The sequence below is a fragment of the Aquipuribacter hungaricus genome (assembly GCF_037860755.1).
Classification (GTDB): Bacteria; Actinomycetota; Actinomycetes; order Actinomycetales; family JBBAYJ01; genus Aquipuribacter; species Aquipuribacter hungaricus.
Genome location: NZ_JBBEOI010000044.1, coordinates 1 through 19,021, shown reverse-complemented (window position 1 = coordinate 19,021; position 19,021 = coordinate 1). Strand labels below are relative to the sequence as shown.

Genomic DNA, 19,021 nt, shown 5'->3' with positions numbered 1-19,021 from the left:
GCGGGCGCGGGGCGGGCGGCGTGGGCGGCCCGGGCGGGGCCGGTGCTGCCGGGGACGCCGGCGGGGCGGGTGGGGGTGGCGGTGCTCACGGGCGGGGACCTCCGACGACGGACGGGGACAGCTCTGCGGGGATGGCGCCGGGCACGAGGACGTCACGGTCGTCCTGGACGCCGTCGTCGGCGGGGTCGCCGGTCGGGGCGGGGGCGGGAGCCACGGCGGGGAGGGACGCGAGGTCCAGCCGGCTGGCGGGGACGTCGTCGGCGACGACGAGCGACCCGGCCGTGGTGCTGTCGCAGGTGACGACCACGGCGGCGCCGAGGTCGCGGCAGGCGTCGGCGAGGGTGTCGACCAGGGCCTGGCGCACCTCGGGCTCCGGGACGAGCTCGAGGTTCTCCACGACGAGGACGCGGACCGGGGAGCGGCCGCCGAGCAGCCGGGCGGCCGCCGCCACGGGGTCGGCCTCGTCCACGGCGCGCAGCAGCCCCACGTCGCGACGGGCGGTCCCGGCCTGCTGCGGGAGCACGGCGCCGGCGACCTTGACGTCGCCGGCGGAGGGCCGGGTGCGCCCGGCGAGCACCATGGCCAGGGCGGTGCGGGCGACCCGGTCGCCGCCCTCGGCGAGCAGGAGGTGCCCGGGCGGCACGGCGAGCGACACCGGGCCGAGCAGCACGTGCTCGCCGTCGCGCCCGGCGACGGTGACCTCGAGGCCCTCCGCGAAGGCACCGGGGCCGGCGTCGGGCGAGGGCCAGTCCTGCAGCCGGAGCTGGTGGCCGATGCCCTCGCCCTCGACGTCGAAGGAGGGCAGGAGCCGGTCGAGCCAGCCCGGCAACCACCACGCGCGCTCCCCCAGCAGGGCGAGCGCGGCCGGGACCAGCGTCATCCGGACGAGGAACGCGTCGACGAACACGCCGACCGCCAGACCCAGGGCGATGGGCTGGAGGGTGGCGTCGCCCTCGGGCACGAACGCGGCGAAGACGGCGAACATGATGACCGCGGCCGCCGCGACGACCTTGGCCGCGGACGCGAAGCCGGTCCGCACCGCCGCCCGGGCGTCGCCGCCGTGGACGTAGTGCTCGCGGATGCGGGAGACGAGGAACACCTCGTAGTCCATGGCGAGGCCGAAGAGGATGCCGAGCAGGAGGATCGGCATGAAGCTGATGACCGGGCCGGTGTCCACGGTGTGCAGCGGGCCCTCGAGCCAGCCCCACTGGTAGACCGCGACCACGGCGCCGAGCGCGGCGCCGATGGACAGCAGGTAGCCCACGGCGGCCTTGACCGGCACCCACACCGAGCGGAACACCATCGCCAGCAGCACGAGCGACAGCCCGACGACGAGGAGCACGAAGGGCAGCAGCGCCTCGAGCAGCCGGTCGGACACGTCGATGCCGACGGCCGTGGCCCCGGTGACGGCGATGGTGACGCCGTGCTCGTCCTCGATCTGCGGGCGCAGCTCGCGCAGCTCCCGGACGAGCTCGCGGGTCTCGTCGGAGGTCGGGCCGCCCTCGGGGACGACCTGGACGATCATGGTGTCGGCGCCCTCGTTGGGGGTGGCGAGCGGCACGGCCGCGACCCCGTCGAGGGCCTCGATGTCCTCGCGGACCGCGGCGACCAGGCCGAGCGGGTCGGTGCTGGCGACGATGTCGCCGGTGACGACGAGCGGGCCGTTGGAGCCGGGCCCGAACTCCTCGCTCAGCAGGTCGTAGGTGTCGCGCGACGGCGTCCCCTGGGCGCCCGTGCCAGCGTCGGGCAGGGCGAGGCGCAGGTCGAGAGCGGGCACGGCGGCGGTGAGCAGCGCCGCGGTGACGACGACGACGGTGACCAGCGGCCGCCGGGTGACCAGGCGGACCCAGGTGGCGGCGGGAGAGCCCGTCCGGCCGGCGCGGCCGCCCCGACGGGTGCGGCCGGCACGGGGGGCCCGGGGCCGGAGCCGCGGGCCGAAGGCGCCCATGATCGCCGGGAGCAGCGTGAGGGCGACGACGACGGCGACGGCGACCGCGAGGGCGGCCGTGATGCCCATGACGGTGAGGAACGGGATGCCGGCGACGGAGAGCCCGGCCAGGGCGATCATGACCGTGAGCCCGGCGAACACGACGGCAGACCCGGCGGTGGCCACGGCGCGGCCGGTCGACTCCTCGGGGTCCAGGCCCTCGGCGAGCTGCTCGCGGTGGCGGGCCAGGACGAAGAGCGCGTAGTCGATCCCGACCGCGATGCCGATCATCACCGCCAGCAGCGGGGCGGTGCTCGACAGCTCGACGACCGAGGTCGCGGCGAAGACGAGCGCCATGGCGGTGGCCACGCCCACGACGGCGGTCACCAGCGGCATGCCGGCGGCGAGCAGGGAGCCGAGGGTGAGGGTGAGCACGACGCCGGCGACGAGCAGGCCGACCAGCTCCGTCGCGCCGAGCGCCACGGTCTCGGCCTGGAACGCGTCGCCGCCGGCGGTCCACGTGACCGCGTCGGTGCTGGCGCCGTCGACGACCTCGAGCAGCGCGTCGGTGGTCTCCTCGGTGACCTCGTCGCGGCCGAGGTCGAGCTGCGCGGTCACCAGCAGCGTGCTGCCGTCGTCGGACACCTGCGCCTCGGGCAGCAGGGTGCCGTCCTCGGCGAGGACGGGCGCGACCGCGGCCACGTCCTGCAGGCCCTCGAGCGCGTCGACGACCTCGGCGACCGAGCCGGTCTCGTCCCGGACGTCGCCGTCGGCGGCGACCGCGACGACCTGGGCGGAGGAGCCGCTGACCTGGGGGAAGGTCGCCGAGAGCCGGTCGAGGGCCTCCTGGGACTCGGTGCCCGGGATGCTGAAGGAGTTCGTCGTGCCGGCCGACAGGGCGGCCGCGGCGGTGCCCGCGCCGGCGAGCACGAGCACCCACACGAGCATGACGAGGCGCCAGCGCCGGTGGGCGAGGCGTCCGAAGGCGTACAGCTGCGACGACATGGTGGTCCTCGGGTGACGGGCCGCGGGCGGCCGGGGCGGGGCTGGCGTACGGGCGGCTCAGGTGGTGCGGACACCGACGACGTCGCCCGCGGCCTGCAGCGCGACGTCGTGCACCTGGGAGACGGACAGCTCCGGCACGTGCGCGCCGGGGTCCAGCGCCAGCGTGGCCGCCGTGGCGACCAGCTGGAGCGCGAGCAGGGCGCGGAGGCGGTCCTGCGGGTCGTCGATGCCGGCGGTGAGCTGGCCCGCCAGGCGGAGGGTGGTCTGCTCGACCTGGTCGGTGCCGGGCAGGTCGCTGCCCGGCCGCAGCGCCTCCAGGACGAGGACGACGGTCCCCGGGTTCTGGAACGCGGCGGCGGTCACGGCGCGGAGCACGGCGGCGCGGGTGCGCGGCGGGGCGAGGTCGCCGTCGCCCAGCCCCTGGCCGGCGCCGGGCCCGTCGAGGATGCCCTCGACGCAGGCGGAGACGTGGCCGAGGACGCCGTCGTACAGCGCCTGCTTGGACGGGAACCGCCGCAGCAGCCCGGTCTTGGAGTAGCCGACGGTGTCCGCGACCTGCTGCACGCTCGTACCGGCGAACCCGTGGCGGGCGAACACCTCCGCGGCGGCGTCGAGGATCGCGGCGTCGAGCTGCTCGGGGCTCGGCCGCACCGCCCGGGGGCTGCGGCCGCGGACTGCCGGGATCCCGTCTGCGACCGTCACGGTCTCAGGGTGGACCGATGTGGTCCGGGGTGCAACTCCGCACTGCTTCGACGGACCCGTCCGGGCTACCGGGGTCGCCCCCCGCTCGCCCGGTCCCCCGCCGGACAGCGCGACGGGCGGCGCCGACCCGGCCGCGGGGCCGGACGACGCCGCCCGCGGGCGGTGCTGGGGTGCTGGGGGGTCGCTGTCGTGCAGTCGTGCTGGGGTGCGCGGCTGTCAGTGGCCGACGGCCACGGTCTCGCCGTCGGGGTCGGGCAGCTGCCACGGCCGCACGACCGTGACGAGCACGAGCGTGGCCAGGACGAGGGCGACGAGGACGACGGTCCCCATCGCGGCCGCGTCGTTGCCGAGCACGCCGACCAGGGGCGACACGATGGCGCCGATGCCGAACTGGACGGCACCGAGCACGGCCGCGGCCGCACCGGCCGCCTCGCCGTGGCGGGACAGCGCCAGGGCCGGGGCGTTGGGCAGCGCCAGGCCGGTGGAGAACAGGACGGCCCACAGCGGGGCCACGACGCCGACGAGCCCGCCGGTGCCGGTCAGGGCGAGCCCGAGCAGGACCGCGCCGGACACCAGGCCGGTCAGCGTGCCGGTGAGGAGGACCTGCGCCGGGGAGAAGCGGCGCAGCACCACGGGGTTGAGCTGGGTCGCGGCGATGAGCCAGAAGGCGCCGGCGCCGAACAGCAGCCCGAACTCCTGCTCGTCGAGGCCGAACTGGCCCTGGTAGACGAACGAGGAGCCCGCGACGTAGCTGAACAGACCGGCCATGGTGAGACCGCCGACGAGGACGAGGCCGACGTACACCCGGTCCCGCATGAGGCCGCGGTAGGTGCTCAGGGTCGCGCGGGGGCCGCTGGAGCGGCGCGCCGAGGGCGGCAGCGTCTCGCGCAGGAGGAACCAGCCCATGACGAGGAGCGCGACGCCGTAGAGCGCGAGCACCATGAACACGCCCCGCCAGGACGTGAAGGCCAGGACCCCGCCGCCGATGGTCGGCGCCAGCACGGGGGCGGCGCCCATGACGAGGAACAGCCTGGACAGCATGGTGGCGGCCGCACGGCCGTCGTAGAGGTCGCGGACCACGGCGAGCGCGACGACCGCGCCGGCGGCGGTGCCGACGCCCTGCAGCACGCGCAGCGCGCCGAGGACCTCGATGCTCGGGGCGAGCAGGATGAGCAGGGAGCTGACCACGTGCAGCGCGGTGCCGGCGAGCAGCGGGGTGCGGCGGCCGAGCGCGTCCGAGAGCGGCCCGATGACGAGCTGGCCGAGGGCGAGCCCGACGAGGGTGCCGGTCAGCGTGAGCTGGACGGCGGCCTCGGTGGTCTCCAGCTCCGTGGCGATGGTGGGCAGCGCCGGCAGGTACATGTCGATGGTCAGGGGTCCGACGGCGACGAAGGCGCCGAGGACGAGCGCGGTGCGGAGCATGCTCGGCGCGCGGCCGGCCGGGGCGTCGGGCACGCCTGTGGCGTCGAGGGCGTCCGGGGGGGCGGCAGGCCCGCCGAGGGCGGGACCGGCCAGCGCGGGGCTGTCGAGGGTGGGGGCGTCGGGTGCAGGGTTCACGTGGAGTTCTTCCGTCGGGTGCGAGTGCCGGCCGTGCGCGCCAACCCGGGGCCGACCACAATTGTTCCGGCACCCACCCGAAAGCCGCCCGGAGCCGCCCGGTCGGCGCTGTCAGGGGGCCGTCCTAGCCTCCCGCGCATGGGACGGATCCTCTTCGACACCGCGACGAGCATCGACGGGTACATCGCGGACCAGGACGGCTCGCTGGGCTGGCTGTTCGAGGTCGCCGGGGGCGAGAACCCGGACGAAGGACTGTTCCCCACCGGGCACACCGTGCTCGTCCAGGGCTCGACCACGTACGAGTGGCTGCTGCGCGAGCAGGACGTCCTGGCCCACCCGGAGCGCTGGCGCGAGTTCCACGGCGACCGGCCGACCTTCGTCTTCACCACCCGGGACCTGCCGGTGCCCGAGGGCGTCGACGTCCGCCTGGTCCGGGGCGCCGTCGCCGACGTGCTCCCCCGCATCCTCGAGGCCGCCGGGGACGGCGACGTCTGGGTGGTGGGGGGCGGGGACCTCGCCGGGCAGTTCCTCGACGCCGGCGTGCTGGACGAGGTGGCCGTGTCGGTGGCCCCGGTCGCGCTCGGCGGAGGGGCGCCGCTGCTGCCCCGGCGCGTGACGTCCGAGCGGCTCCGGCTGGTCTCCGCCGGTGCAGTCGGCCAGTTCGCCCGGCTCGTCTACGCGGTCCTGCCGCCCGGCGGGCCGGCACCGACGGCAGGCTGACGGGGCGGGAGGCTCAGGGTCGGGGGCGGTCGTACCGATGGTGCGGGTCAGGCACCGACGCCGACGCCCAGCCAGGAGGACCCGTGAGCACCGTGGACCAGGTCGACCAGCCCGCCGCCCCGGACGAGGTCAGCGAACCGCCCGCCCCCGCAGGCGCCGTCGCCGTCCGGAGGCGGCGGGCTCAGCTGCACCGTGTCGCTGCGACCCGGGTGTCGCTCGTCCCGGTGCCCCGCAGCCCCGGCACGGGTCGTGCGGGCCGCCACGTGGCGGTGCCGGCCGGGCGCTGAGCCCCGCGCGGACGGGCGGGACGCGCGAAGGCCCGGACCAGGGGTCCGGGCCTTCGAGGTGCCTCCGTGCTGTGGTTCTCACTGTGTAGCGGGGGCAGGATTTGAACCTGCGACCTCTGGGTTATGAGCCCAGCGAGCTACCGAGCTGCTCCACCCCGCGTCGCATCACAAACCCTACGCGAGCCCGGCCCGGGCGCCAAATCGTCGGTGCCCGGGCCGGTCCGGCGTCAGCGGCCGAGCGCCTCCTCGGCGGCGATGGCCCTGTCGATGGCCTCGCTCAGCCGTGCCTGCGCCTCGCCGTAGGCGGCGAAGTCGTTGGCGGCCAGGGCCTCCTGCGACTCCTGGACCGCCTGGCGGGCGTCCGTGAGCGCCGTGTCCAGCTGCTGCTGGGCCGTGGCCGGGTCGACGGGCGAGACCGCCCCGCCGCCCGCGGGCGCGCTGGGCTCGTCGCTCGGCTCCGCGCTGGGCTCGGTGCTCGGCTCTGCCGACGGCTCGTCGGTGGGGGTCCCGGTCCCGGTGTCCGGCGTGGCGTCGGAGTCCGCGTCCGGCGCCTGCGCCCCGGCGTCGCCGTCGAACAGGTCGTCCAGGGCCTCGTCCAGGGTCTCCCCGAAGCCGAGGTCCTCGCCGAAGGCGACGAGCACCCGCTGCAGCAGCGGGAACGACGTGGACCCGCTGGACTGCACGTAGATCGGCTGCACGTACAGCAGGCCGCCGCCCACGGGCAGGGTGAGCAGGTTGCCGTTGATGAGGTCCGACTGCCCGAGCGTCAGGATGTTGAGCTCCTGGTTGATGCCCGGGTCGGCGTTGAAGTCGTTCTGCACCTGGCCGGGACCGGGCACGGTCTCGTCGTTGCGGATCTGCAGCAGCCGCAGCTGGCCGTAGCCCTCCGCGGGCTGCCCGGCCTGGTCGCCCGCGTCCGCGTCGACCGCCAGGAACCCGGTCAGCACGTTCCGGTCGCCCGACTCGCCCTCGGTGGTGGGGATGAACGTCGAGGTGAGCTGGAAGGACGGGGAGTCCTGCTCCGGCATCTGCAGCGTGAGGTAGTACGGGGGCTGCAGCGCCGGCGTCTCGGTCCGGGTCGGGTCCTCGGGCACGGACCAGAAGTCGGTGCCGCTGAAGAAGGAGCCCGGGTCGGTGACGTGGTAGCGCTCGAGCACCTCGCGCTGCACCTTGAACAGGTCCTGCGGGTAGCGGACCTGGCTCATGAGCTCGCCGGAGATGTCGTCGATCGGCTGCACGGCACCGGGGAAGACGCCCTCCCAGGCCTCGAGGAGCGGGTCCTCCTGGTCCCAGGCGTACAGCGTCACCGAGCCGTCGTAGGCGTCGACGGTGGCCTTGACGGAGTTGCGGACGTAGTTGACCTCCTGCGGCAGCAGGGTGGCCAGGTTGTTCGCGGTCGCGGTCACCGAGGTGGCCGTGGCCTCGTCGAGGCTCGTGGAGAACGAGTACGGGTACTGGCTGGACGTGGTGTAGCCGTCGAGCACCCAGACGACCGTGCCGTCGACGACGGCCGGGTACGGGTCGCCGTCCAGCTGCAGCCAGGGGGCGACCTTCTCGACCCGCTCGCGCGGCTGGCGGTCGAACATCACGCGGCTCTCGCTGTTGACCGTGTCCGAGAGGACGATCTCCTCGGCTCGGAACTTGATGGCGAAGAGCAGCTGGGTGAAGAAGTCGCCCATCGCCACCCCGCCGCCGCCGGTGTAGGTGGTGTTGCGCTGGTTGGACTCGGCGGTGGAGTCGGGGTAGTCGAGCTCCTGCGGCTCCGCCCCCTCGGGCGCGCCGACGATGCTGTACTCCGGGCTGAACTCGCCGAAGTAGATCCGCTGCTCGAAGCTGCCGAGCTCGGTCTCCGTGACGACCTCCTCCTCCCCGACCGGCGCGACGATGCCGGACTGGAAGAAGCGGGGCTCGCCGCCGGCGGTGCGCTGGTTGCCGAACGCGGCCACCACGCCGTAGCCGTGGGTGTAGACGGTGTGGTCGTTGACCCAGTTGCGCTGGCCGGCGGGCAGGCCGCGCAGGTCCAGCTCGCGCGCGGCGAGCACGGTGTCGGCCGTCTGGCCCTCGACCTGGTAGCGGGACACGTCCAGCGACTCGGGGAAGGCGTAGAACTGCCGGATCTGCTGCAGCTGCCGGAACGTCGGCGAGACCAGGTTGGGGTCCAGCAGCCGGATGCCCGGGATGGTGCGGGCGTCGTCGGTGAGCTGGCCCTGGGTGGCCGTCAGCTCGGCGTCGTAGTCGGTGGTCTGCAGGGTGTCGATCCCGTATGCCGCGCGCGTGGCGGCGATGTTGCGCTCGATGTAGTCCGCCTGGATGGTCCGCTCGTTCGGGACCACCTGGAAGCGCTGGATGACCTGGGGCCAGATGCCGCCCGCGGCCACGGCGACGAGGACGAGCAGGCCGACACCGAGCGCCGGGACCCGCCAGTTCCCGCGCAGCGCCGTCCACAGGAACGTGAGCGCGACGAGGACCGAGGCCACCGCGAGCAGGGTGCGGGCCGGGATGACGGCGTTGACCTCGGTGAACAGCGGACCCGTGATCCGGTTGTTCTCCACGGTCATGAGCGCGTAGCGCTCCAGCCAGTAGCCGGCCGCGCGCAGCAGCAGGAAGGCCGCACCGAGGATGCCGAGGTGGACGCGCGCCTGCGGCGTGGTCCGCTCCCCGGGCCCGGACAGCCGGAGCCCGCCGTACAGGTAGTGGGTGAGCAGCGCGGCGAGCCCGGCCAGCAGCACCACGGCCGTGGCGAAGCCGACGAGGAACTGCAGCAGCGGCAGGGAGAAGACGTAGAAGCCGACGTCGAGGCCGAACTCCGGGTCGTTCTCGCCGAACGGCGTGCGGTGCAGCCACAGCTGGACGGTCTGCCACTGCCCGGACGCGGCCGAGCCGGCGAAGAGGCCGAGGACCACGGGGACGGCGATGCCGACGAGGCGCCGCAGCGGCTCCAGCTGCTCGCGGTAGCGGTCGAGCGCCTCCTGCCCGGGGGTCGAGGGGGCGTAGACCGGGCGCGCCCGGAAGGCCAGCGTGAGGCTCGCCCACACCGCGACGCCCATGAGCGCCGCACCAGCGACGAACAGCGCCGCCTGGGTGAGCAGCCGGGTCCGGAGCACCTCGACGAACCCGAGCTCCTGGAACCACAGCACCTCGGTCCACAGCTCGGCGAACAGCACGAGGAGGAAGACGATCGCGCCGAGGACGGCCAGGGTCGGGGCGAGCGCGCCGGGGCGGCGGCGGCCGCGGCGGGGGCCGACGACCGGTCCGACCGGCCCCCGCGGGCCTCGGGGCCCGTCGCTGTCAGAGGGAGGTGGACCGGGAGGGAACGCTGAGCTCACACGGGCGACCGTAACCCAGCAACCTGGGAGCCCTCGGCCGGGCCGTCGCAGGTCGGGTGCGGGATGATGCCCGCCATGACCACCGAGCAGTCGCTGCAGCGTGCCGTCCGCGAGGTCGAGGAGCACGTGGCCGCCTACGGCTGGGACTCCCCCGTGCGCCTGTTCGCCCTCGTCCGCACCGCCGAGGCGCTCCAGCGCGAGCCGGACCTCGCCTCGCAGCTGCCGCCCGAGGACGCCGAGGCCGCGGCCGCCGACCCCGACCACCTCCTGCTCGTCGAGCAGGACGAGCTCGACGAGCTGTCCGCGCAGCCGGGCGGCGCCGCGGAGGGCGACGGGCCCGCCGCCGGGGCGGCCGAGGCCACCGACGCACTCGAGCGGATGCTCGGCCGGCTCGCGTGGCCGCCGGAAGTGGAGGGCGTCGCGCTCACCGTCGAGCGGCTCGTCGTGCCGCCCGAGGTCGAGGCGCTGGCCCCGGCGGACCCCGAGGAGGCGGTGCGCTGGCTGGGCGAGCACCCGCGCCGGCGCGAGGTGCGGATCGCGGCCGGGGTGCTGCGGGACGGGTCGAGGGCGTGCGTGCTGCGCATCCGCGGCACGGCGCTGGAGCCGGACGAGGACGTCGTCACCGGTCCCGACCTGGTCCCCGGGCTCACCCGGGCGCTCGCCTCGACGCTCGAGGACTGACCCGCACGGGCGGCGCTGCCTGTCGGGCCGGTCGGCCGGGTGGGCCGGTCGGGCCGGTCGGGCCGGTCGGGCCGGTCGGGCCCGGCCTGCTCAGGATCCGGCGAGCACGTCCTCGCAGCTGGGGAGGCCGTCGGTGTCGTCGGAGGCCACCGCCTCGACCGCGTCGACCGCCTCCGACAGCGAGGCGACCGCGGTGACCCGCAGCCCGTCCGGCACCGACCCCACGACGTCGTCGCAGTTGTCGACCGGGGCGAGGAACCACTCGGCCCCGACGTCGCGCGCGCCGACGAGCTTCTGCTGGATGCCGTCGATCGGTCCGACCACGCCGTCGTCGGCGATGGTGCCCGTGCCGGCGACGTGGGCCCCGCCGGTGAGCGCGCCCGGGCTGAGCTTGTCGTAGATGCCCAGGGAGAACATGAGCCCAGCGCTCGGGCCGCCGATGCCGCCGACGTCGTAGCTGATCTCGTACGGCAGCTCGTACTCCGGGGAGATGAGGACGCCGAGGATGACGGCGTCCTCCTCGGAGGCGGCCAGCTCGATGCGCTCGGTGAGCTCCTCCGTGCCGCGCAGCACCGTGATGTCGACGGCCTGGCCCGGCTCGTAGTCCTGCAGCCGCTCGACGAGCCCGCCGCTGCTGGTCACCGGGGTGCCGTCCACGGCCCGGACGACGTCGCCCTCCTCGAGCACGGCCTTGCTGGCGGGGTTGCCGCCGAACCCGGACACGACGAGCCGGGCGGGCACCTGCTCCCCCAGCTCGAGCAGCGCGGCCACGGCGGCGCTCTGCTGCGCGGACACCATCTGCGCCGTCGAGGCCTCGCGGGCCTCCTCGCGGGTCTCGTCGGGGGGGTACACCGTCTCGACGGGGCGCAGCGACCGGGCCCCGTCGACGTAGGCCTGCATCGCGTCCAGGACGGTGACCCGGCCGAGCGGCCCGCCGGCGACGCGGATGGTCGTGAGGTCGAGCTGGCCCTCCGTCGGGTATGTCTCGGCGCCCTCGACGACGATGAGGTCCTCGCCCTCGGCGGTCGCGCCCAGGGTGTCGCGGACGGGGCCGGGCGAGAACACGACGTACGGCACCGGCAGGGTGGCGACGATGCCGCCCAGGGTGACCGCGGTGAGGCCCGACACGAGCAGGACGACCGTGCGCGGGGCCAGCCGCCACGGGCTGTCCGGACCGGCCACGTGGGCCGTGCCGGGGGCGGAGGTGGTGCTCGACATGGGGGTGCTCCGGTCGCTGGTCGGTCCCTGGCCGGGGGCGGCCCCCGCCCGAGAAGGGTAGGTCGGCGTCCGCTGTGGGCGGACGCCGGTCCGCCCCGGGGAACCCCGCGGGCCTGCTGGTGGTTCCCTGCATGACCGAGGAGGCTGGTGAGCATGGCTGAGGACGACGACCGTCGCATCGGGTTCGGACCCAACGGACCGGGCGGCACGGGTGGACCTGGTGGGTCCGGTGGATCGGGCGGGTCCGGGGGCTCCGGCGGGCCGGGTGGCTTCGGTGGCTTCGGCGCCGGCGGCTTCGACCCCTCGATGTTCGGCGACCCCGCCGCGATGGGGGCGGTGTTCGGGCAGCTGCAGCGCATGTTCACCAGCGGCGGCGACGGGCCGGTCAACTGGGAGCTCGCCCGCGACGGTGCCCGCCAGGCCGTGGCCGGCGACGACCCCAGCCCCTCGTGGGGCGAGAAGGCCGCCGTCGAGCAGGCCGGCAGGCTCGCCGAGCTCTGGCTGGACCCGGTGACGGCGCTGCCCCCGACCGGTGCGTCGTGCGAGGCCTGGTCCCGCGCGCAGTGGGTCGAGGCGACCCTGCCGACGTGGAAGACCCTCGTCACGCCGGTGGCGGAGAAGATGTCGTCGAGCATGGGCGGCATCCTCGGCGCCGGTGCGGGCGCGGAGCTGCCCCCCGGGCTTCCCCCGGAGATGGCGGGCCTGCTGGCCAACGCGGGCCCGATGATGCAGCGGCTCGGCGGCGGCGTGCTCGGCATGCAGATCGGCCAGGCGGTCGGCCGGCTCGCGACCGAGGCGGTGTCGGCGACCGACATCGGCCTGCCCCTGCACCCGGGCGGCATGGCGATCGTCCCGCGCAACGTCACCGAGCTGTCCAAGGGCCTGGGCATCGACGCGCAGGAGGTGCGCCTGTTCCTGCTGCTGCGGGAGGCCGCCCACGCGCGGCTGTTCACGCACGTGCCGTGGCTGGCACCCCGGGTGCTCGGCGCGGTCGAGGCCTACGCGGCCGGCATCGACGTCGACCCCGAGCGGATCCAGGGGATGATCGGCCAGATCGACCCCAGCGACCCCGCCGCGCTGCAGGAGGCGCTGACGTCAGGGCTGCTCCAGCCGGCCGAGACCGAGCAGCAGCTCGCCGCCAAGTCGCGGCTGGAGGACCTGCTCGCCCTCGTCGAGGGATGGGTGGACACCGTCGTCGCGCAGGCGGCCACGGGGCGGCTGAGCGGGGTCGAGCAGCTGCGCGAGGCGGTCCGCCGTCGTCGCGCGGCGGGCGGACCGGCCGAGCAGACCTTCGCCGCGCTCGTCGGCCTGGAGCTCCGGCCGCGGCGGATGCGCGAGGCGGCCGCCTGGTGGGCGGCCCGCGGCGACGACGTCACGGTCCGGGACGCTGCCTGGCAGCACCCCGACCTCGTGCCCGACCTCGACGAGCACACGGCGGACGCCCCGGCCGACCCGTCGGCGGCTGCGGACGGCGACGAGGCGCTGCCTGCGTCCGCGGAGTCGTTCGACGACGAGCTGCGCCGTCTGCTGGACGGCGAGGCCGACGGCGGCAGCACGACCGAGGGCGGCACGCCCCGCGACTGAGGCATGGACGGGTCCCAGGCCCTCGTCGCCCTGGAGCTCGGGTTGTGGGACCAGGTCGGGTCGGCCGGACGGTCGGGGCCCGGTCTGGTCCCACAACCGGACGTACGCCGCCCCGCGGAGTGGCGGCTGCGCCGGCCCTCGGTGGGCGAGAGCTCGTGTCGCAACCCCGTTCCGGCGGTGCCGCGATCCCCGTGGCGTGGCATCCCCGCTGAGGCCGCGGCCCCCGCAGGCTCGGTGAGACCTAGACCTCGTGCGGCCGGTCGTCCTCGGCCCCGTGCTCCCCGTCCGGGTGCGACCCCCGCGTCGCGGTGTCGTAGCCCTCGAGGAAGCCGCGGGCGCGCTCGGTCCTCGGGTAGGCGGTGAGCTCGGCCCAGAACTCCGGGCCGTGCGAGGCGACGAGCAGGTGCGCCAGCTCGTGGAGCACGACGTAGTCGAGCACCCAGCCGGGCAGGCCCTTGGCCCGCTCGGAGATCCGGACCGACCCGTCCGACGGCGTGCACGACCCCCAGCGGTGCTGCTGCGTCGTCGACCACCGCACGCTGCGGGGGACGGCCCGGCCGCCCAGGTACCGGCTCGACAGCGCGGTGGCCCGGGCCAGCAGCTCCTGGTCGGACGGGCGGCGGCGGGCCTCCGACCCGGCGAGCCGCTCGACCATCCGCTCGACCCACCGGCGCTCCTCGGCGGCGCTGAGCCGGGCGGGCACGAGGACGACGACGCGGTCGCCCTCGCGGTGCGCGCTCACGGTGCGGCGCCGTCGTGCCGACCGCCGCACCTCCACGACGGGGTCGGGCCCCGGCCAGGCGTCCCCCGTGTCCTCGTCGGTGCCTGCCGGACCACCGAGACCGTCGCCGTGGCCGCTGCCCGGACCGCCGGCCCGACCGCTCCCCGGGCCGCTGCCCCGGCCGCCGCCGGGGCCGCCGTGGACGTCCTCGTGCAGGCCGTCGTCGGCGGGCACGGGTCGGGACCGGGCAGGCAGGGCCCGCCCCGCCGCGACCTCGCTGCCGGTCATGGGCCGACGCTATCCGCCCTCACCGGCCGGTGAACCGAGGCGCGCGGCGCTCGCGGGCGGCCGCCAGGCCCTCGGTGAGGTCCGCCGTGGCCAGGGTCGTGGCCTGGGCGGCCGCCTCCTGGGCCACCGCCTCCGCCAGGTCGCGGGGCCCACCGTCGGCCAGGCCGCGCAGCAGCAGCCGGGTGGCCACCGGGGCCCTCGTCGCCAGCGTGCGCGCCAGGGCCGTGGCCTCCCCCAGCAGCCGGTCGTCCGGGTAGGCAGCGGTGGCCAGGCCGAACCGCACCGCCTCCTCGGCGCCCACGGTCCGGCCGGTGAGCAGGAGCTCCCGCGCGGCCGCCGGGCCGACCGCCTCCGCCAGGGTGCGGGTCGTGCCCATGCCCGGGTGGAGGCCGAGCGCGGTGAACGGCGCCGAGAGCCGGGCAGAGGCGCCGACGAGGCGGACGTCGCACGCGAGCGCCAGGCCGAGCCCCGCCCCGACGGCCGCCCCGTTGACCGCCGCGACCACGGGCACGCCGACCCCGCGCAGGCCGAGCCAGTCCTCGTAGTACCGGGCCATCCGGTCGCGCAGCGCCTCGACCGACGCACCCGCCCCGCTGCCGTCGCCGAGCCAGGACAGGTCGCCGCCCGCGGAGAACGCCGACCCCGCCCCCGTGACGACCACCGCGCGCACCTCGCCCGGACCGCCCTCGACCGTCGCGCGCAGCCCGTCGACGAGCCGGCACCACGACGCGGTCATCTGCTCGCCCATGGCGTTGCGGCGCCCCGGGTCGTCCAGTCGCACCACGAGGACACGGGCGTCCTCGCCGTCACGGCGGACGTCGAGGTCGGGCAGGGCGAGGTCGAGGATCGGGTCCACCCGTCGAGGATGGCCCACCGGCCTGCCCGGGACCCGGGACTGGTCCTCCCGCTGTGCACGGCCAGGACCACGGGGCACCTGGGGACACGGCGACCGCCCGGCCGGGGGCGTCCACCGCCCCGGGCCCTGTGGACGACCCCGGACCAGGGTCCGGCGGTCCTGCCACGCTCGACGGGTGGGCGACGGGGACGACGTGGTGCGGTGGCGGCCCGGGCTGGCCCGCACCGTGCGCGGCACCCGTAGCCTCCAGCTCGGGGTCGGACCGGACGCCACGGTCCTCGACGGGCTCACCGCCGCGGACTGGCACCTGCTCGCCCTCCTCGAGCGCGGGCACCGCCGGCGGGACCTCGAGGCCTCGCTGCCCGACGGCCCGGACCGGGACCGCGGCCGGCGGCTGCTGTCCATGCTCGGGTCCACCGGTGCCGTGGTCGCGGGACCGGACGGGACCGTGGGCCGGCCCGGTGCGCCGGGCCCGCTCACGGGGGCGGACGTCGCCGTGGTCGGCGGCGCCGGTCTGGGGATCGCCCTGACGGTGGCACTCGCGGCGGCGGGCGCCGGCACGTGCGCCCTGGTCGACGACGGCACGGTCGGCCCGGCGGACGTCCTGCCCGGCGGCGCCGCACCGCCGGACGTCGGACGGCGGAGCACCCACGTCGCCGGGGAGGCCGTCCACCGGCTGGCACCCGACGTGCGCACCGCCTGCCCGGCCGACCCCGACCTGGTCGTGCTCGTCAGCAGCCAGGTCCCGGACGCCCCGGCCGGCGTGCCGCTCGTGCAGGCGGGCACCACCCACCTCCCGGTCGTCCTCCGGCCTGACCACGTGGTGGTCGGGCCGCTCGTGGTCCCGGGGCGCGGTGCCTGCCTGCACTGCCTCGACCTGCACCACAGCGACGTGGACCCGGGGTGGCCCGACGCGGTCCGGCTGCTGCGCCGCGGCGCGGGACGGGTACGCGTCCCGGCCCCGTCGACGGCCTCCCTCGTCGTCGGCCTGGTCGCCGAGCTCGTCGCCGGTCCGGACCGGGACGAGCGGGCGGGCGTGGAGGTCAAGGTCGGGCGGGGCGGGTCCACCACGTGGCGGCGCTGGGCGGCGCACCCGGCCTGCGGCTGCGTCGGCTGGCCCGACCCGCCCCCTGACCGTCACCCGGGGTCCCGGCGGGCCGACCACCCTCCCGCGCCGTCCCGGGGCGGCGGTGCGACGATGGCGGCGTGAGCGAGCTCCCCCGCAGGACCGTGGCCCGGACCGCACGCCTGGCCGCCCTGCCCCTGGGGATCGCCGGACGGGCGGCCGTCGGGATCGGCAAGCGCGTCGGCGGCCGGTCCGCGGAGGCCGTCGCCGCCGAGATGCAGGCGAGGACCGCCGACCAGGTGTTCCGCACCCTCGGGGAGCTCAAGGGCGGGGCCATGAAGTTCGGCCAGGCCCTCAGCATCTTCGAGGCGGGCCTGCCGGAGGAGATGGCGGCTCCCTACCGGGCCACCCTCACCAAGCTGCAGAACGCCGCCCCGCCGATGCCGGTGAGCACGGTCCACAAGGTGCTGGCCAGCGAGCTCGGCGAGCAGTGGCGCTCGAGCTTCGCCGACTTCGACGACCGGCCGACGGCCGCGGCGTCCATCGGGCAGGTGCACCGCGCGGTGTGGCACGACGGCCGCACGGTCGCGGTCAAGGTGCAGTACCCGGGTGCGGGCGAGGCCCTCCTGTCGGACCTGGAACAGGTCGCCCGCGCCGGCCGGCTCGGCGCCTCCTGGATCCCGGGCCTGGACATCGGCCCGATCCTCGACGAGCTCCGCTCCCGCATGGCCGAGGAGCTGGACTACCGGCTCGAGGCCACCTCCCAGCAGGCCTTCGCCGACGCCTTCGCCGGGCACGAGGTGTTCGCCGTCCCGCAGGTCCTCGCCGGTTCCGCGAAGGTCATCGTCAGCGAGTGGCTCGACGGCGTGCCGTTGTCGAAGGTCATCGCCTCCGGCACGCAGGACGAGCGCGACACCGCCGCACGGCACTACGCGGAGCTGCTGCTGGCCGGTCCCCGCCTGGCGGGCCTGCTCCACGCCGACCCGCACCCGGGCAACTTCCTGCTCATGCCCGACGGCCGCTTCGGGGTCCTCGACTTCGGGGCCGTCAAGCACCTGCCCGACGGGATGCCCGCAGAGGTGCCGGTGCTGCTCAACGCGGCCCTGCGCGGGGACGGCGAGGGCGTCGTGGCCGGCCTCCGCCGCGCGGGCTTCATCAAGCCCGAGATCGAGATCGAGCCGGACTCGCTCATGGCCTACCTCGACCCGTTCCTCGCGCCGGCGCAGGAGGACGAGTTCGAGTTCAGCCGCCAGTGGCTGCGCGACCTCGTCGCCCACATCAACGACCCGCGGCGCCCGACGTGGTCGGTGGGGCTGCGCCTCAACCTGCCGCCGGAGTACCTGCTCATCCACCGGGTCTGGCTCGGTGGCATCGGCGTGCTCTGCCAGGTCGGCGGTGCCGTGCCGGTGCTCGACGTGCTCGAGGAGTGGCTCCCCGGGTTCGAGCGCCCCTGAGGCAGCGTCCTCTGGAGCAGGTGGCGCCCGGGTACGAAAGAGCCCTGAGCAGCACCCGGTGCGGGCGCTGCTCAGGGCAGGTGGTCAGGACAGGTGGGGCAGGTCACCTGGCGACGCGGAGGGCGCCGGCCGTGGCGAGGCCCTCGCTGCGCTGGGCGGCCAGCGAGGCGAGGCGGACCAGGCGCCGGGCCCGGTCCTGGGAGCGCTCGGAGGCCCGGCGCTTCCTGATGGCGGTCGCCAGCCGCGCGGTGCGCGCGGTGGCGAGGTCGCGGGTCCAGCGATCGCTGGCCAGCTCGGGGGCGAACATGGTCACGTCGGTCTCCTGTACGTCTGTCACGCCCCGCAGGAGCGGGGACGTGCGGTCCTGATGCACCGGTCGGCTCGTCGGTCCGGTGCGGGTGCGCGCCGGCGCTGTCCCTGCCGGTGCCGTGCGTGCTGGTGCTGGTGCTGGTGCTGGTGCTGGTCGGGGCTCGTCGGGCCGGGCGCGCGGGTCCTCGCTCAGGCGACGGAGTCCTTGCGCGGGCGGCCGCGGGGCCGCTTGCGCGGCACGACGACGCCGGCCTGGACGAGCTGCCCGCCCCAGACGCCCCACGGCTCCCGGCGGTCGAGCGCGCCCTCGAGGCACACGGCGGCCAGCGGGCAGGTCGTGCACAGGGCCTTGGCGAACTCCACGTCGGCCGGGGACTCGGCGAACCAGAGCTCAGGGTCGTGCACGCGGCAGGGCAGGTCTGCCGGGTCGTCGGGGGCGAACCTGCTCGGGTCGAGCAGGTCGGTCGAGTCGGTGACGGTCACCGTCGGGTCCTCTCCGGGTCTTGCGCGCGGTCGCGGGACCGGGCGCGGCGGCGGTGCTGGTCGGCTCGTGGCCTGGAGGGGGTCCGGGCGGAGCCGCACCGGCAGGGCCGGAGACGACGAGAGCCGCGGAACCCGAGGGGTCCGCGGCTCTGGGAGTCGGTGGTGACCGACGTCAGCGAGAGAGCTGTGGACCCGGTGGGGAGGTGGTCGGGAGGATGCCGAAGGCGCGCAGACGCACTCCACCCGTGGGACGGAGCTGGCCCGTGGGCGCGAGGAAGCGCTCGTGGGCGGCGTAGCGCGCGGCGTTGTCGCAGCCGGCCGGCTTGGTCGTCATCGTGTCCACAGGTCACCTCCTCTGCCTCGGCACGCGGGGGCCTACCCCGGTGCGTGTCTCTGTCTGCCTCAGGAAGGGTAGGACGGGCCTCGGCGGGCGCGCCACCTATTTACCGGGTCAGTTCTGGGACTCCCCGGAGCCCTCTCCCGACGGGCGTCCCGGCGTCGGCACGGACCCGCCGAGCGCGGCGCTGACCACGGCCACGACGTCCGGGCCGTACCGGTCGAGCTTGACCGACCCCACCCCGGCGATGCCGACGAGCTGGCCGACCTCGCGGGGCCGTCGCTCGGCGATCGCCTCGAGGGTCGCGTCGGTGAAGACGGCGTAGGCGGGCACACCGCCCGCTCCTGCGACGGACCGCCGCCAGCCGAGCAGCGCCTCGTGCAGCGCCGGGTCGTAGCGGGGCGGGCAGCCGTCGCAGCGCCCCGCGGTCCGCTGCGCGGCCGTCGTCAGCGGGACACCGCAGCCGCGGCACGTGGCGGGGCGGACCGGCGCCCGGCGCT

General features: G+C 76.0%; 17 protein-coding genes and 1 tRNA gene. 6 read left to right on the top strand and 12 right to left on the bottom strand.

Annotated elements, in window-relative coordinates; all coding sequences use genetic code 11:
- Positions 1-85 precede the first annotated feature (85 nt).
- The 3 genes from WCS02_RS07595 to WCS02_RS07585 form a co-directional block, all read right to left on the bottom strand.
- On the bottom strand, positions 86-2,932 hold the full coding sequence (locus tag WCS02_RS07595) for an MMPL family transporter (RefSeq protein WP_340291624.1): 2,847 nt from the start codon (positions 2,930-2,932) through the stop codon (positions 86-88).
- A 57-nt stretch (positions 2,933-2,989) separates the two neighbouring features.
- Positions 2,990-3,634, bottom strand: a complete 645-nt coding sequence (locus WCS02_RS07590; RefSeq protein WP_340291622.1) for a TetR/AcrR family transcriptional regulator — start codon at positions 3,632-3,634, stop codon at positions 2,990-2,992.
- Between the two features lie 216 nt (positions 3,635-3,850).
- A complete protein-coding gene (locus WCS02_RS07585; RefSeq protein WP_340291620.1) occupies positions 3,851-5,191 on the bottom strand; it encodes a multidrug effflux MFS transporter in 1,341 nt (446 codons plus the stop codon).
- Positions 5,192-5,329: 138 nt separating this feature from the next.
- Here WCS02_RS07585 and WCS02_RS07580 point away from each other — a divergent pair, with 138 nt between their 5' ends.
- Positions 5,330-5,911 (top strand): dihydrofolate reductase family protein, encoded by a 582-nt coding sequence (locus tag WCS02_RS07580; protein ID WP_340291617.1) that lies wholly within the window; start codon positions 5,330-5,332, stop codon positions 5,909-5,911.
- 83 nt (positions 5,912-5,994) lie between these two features.
- The gene (locus WCS02_RS07575; RefSeq protein WP_340291615.1) at positions 5,995-6,198 is read left to right on the top strand and encodes a hypothetical protein; all 204 of its coding nucleotides are present in this window, start codon (positions 5,995-5,997) and stop codon (positions 6,196-6,198) included.
- Between the two features lie 86 nt (positions 6,199-6,284).
- Here WCS02_RS07575 and WCS02_RS07570 read toward each other — a convergent pair.
- Positions 6,285-6,358 (bottom strand) — tRNA-Met (locus WCS02_RS07570).
- A gap of 67 nt (positions 6,359-6,425) precedes the next feature.
- The gene (locus WCS02_RS07565) at positions 6,426-9,524 is read right to left on the bottom strand and encodes a UPF0182 family membrane protein (protein ID WP_340291612.1); all 3,099 of its coding nucleotides are present in this window, start codon (positions 9,522-9,524) and stop codon (positions 6,426-6,428) included.
- 75 nt (positions 9,525-9,599) lie between these two features.
- Here WCS02_RS07565 and WCS02_RS07560 point away from each other — a divergent pair, with 75 nt between their 5' ends.
- A complete protein-coding gene (locus tag WCS02_RS07560; RefSeq protein ID WP_340291610.1) occupies positions 9,600-10,205 on the top strand; it encodes a PPA1309 family protein in 606 nt (201 codons plus the stop codon).
- A 90-nt stretch (positions 10,206-10,295) separates the two neighbouring features.
- Here the strand turns inward: WCS02_RS07560 and WCS02_RS07555 are convergent, their stop codons facing one another.
- A complete protein-coding gene (locus tag WCS02_RS07555; RefSeq protein WP_340291608.1) occupies positions 10,296-11,423 on the bottom strand; it encodes a YlbL family protein in 1,128 nt (375 codons plus the stop codon).
- A 153-nt stretch (positions 11,424-11,576) separates the two neighbouring features.
- Between WCS02_RS07555 and WCS02_RS07550 the strand changes: the two genes are divergently transcribed.
- Positions 11,577-13,007: a zinc-dependent metalloprotease gene (locus tag WCS02_RS07550; protein WP_340291628.1), complete on the top strand. Its 1,431-nt coding sequence runs from the start codon at positions 11,577-11,579 to the stop codon at positions 13,005-13,007.
- A 241-nt stretch (positions 13,008-13,248) separates the two neighbouring features.
- Here WCS02_RS07550 and WCS02_RS07545 read toward each other — a convergent pair whose 3' ends face one another.
- Complete coding sequence (locus WCS02_RS07545) at positions 13,249-13,785, bottom strand: M48 metallopeptidase family protein (protein ID WP_340291626.1); 537 nt, start codon at positions 13,783-13,785, stop codon at positions 13,249-13,251.
- A 250-nt stretch (positions 13,786-14,035) separates the two neighbouring features.
- Positions 14,036-14,872: an enoyl-CoA hydratase/isomerase family protein gene (locus WCS02_RS07540; protein ID WP_340291606.1), complete on the bottom strand. Its 837-nt coding sequence runs from the start codon at positions 14,870-14,872 to the stop codon at positions 14,036-14,038.
- A gap of 175 nt (positions 14,873-15,047) precedes the next feature.
- Between WCS02_RS07540 and WCS02_RS07535 the strand changes: the two genes are divergently transcribed.
- On the top strand, positions 15,048-16,082 hold the full coding sequence (locus WCS02_RS07535) for a ThiF family adenylyltransferase (RefSeq protein WP_340291604.1): 1,035 nt from the start codon (positions 15,048-15,050) through the stop codon (positions 16,080-16,082).
- On the top strand, positions 16,079-17,392 hold the full coding sequence (locus WCS02_RS07530; protein WP_340291602.1) for an ABC1 kinase family protein: 1,314 nt from the start codon (positions 16,079-16,081) through the stop codon (positions 17,390-17,392). Before WCS02_RS07535 ends, WCS02_RS07530 begins: the two co-directional genes overlap by 4 nt.
- A gap of 103 nt (positions 17,393-17,495) precedes the next feature.
- On the opposite strand, the gene WCS02_RS07525 is transcribed toward WCS02_RS07530, so the two are convergent.
- The 4 genes from WCS02_RS07525 to WCS02_RS07510 all read right to left on the bottom strand — a co-directional run.
- On the bottom strand, positions 17,496-17,729 hold the full coding sequence (locus WCS02_RS07525) for a hypothetical protein (RefSeq protein WP_340291599.1): 234 nt from the start codon (positions 17,727-17,729) through the stop codon (positions 17,496-17,498).
- Between the two features lie 161 nt (positions 17,730-17,890).
- Positions 17,891-18,184 (bottom strand): WhiB family transcriptional regulator, encoded by a 294-nt coding sequence (locus WCS02_RS07520; protein WP_376984347.1) that lies wholly within the window; start codon positions 18,182-18,184, stop codon positions 17,891-17,893.
- 172 nt (positions 18,185-18,356) lie between these two features.
- Complete coding sequence (locus tag WCS02_RS07515; RefSeq protein ID WP_340291595.1) at positions 18,357-18,527, bottom strand: hypothetical protein; 171 nt, start codon at positions 18,525-18,527, stop codon at positions 18,357-18,359.
- Between the two features lie 108 nt (positions 18,528-18,635).
- Positions 18,636-19,021: HRDC domain-containing protein (locus WCS02_RS07510; RefSeq protein ID WP_340291593.1), on the bottom strand; the 386-nt coding region annotated here is incomplete at its 5' end.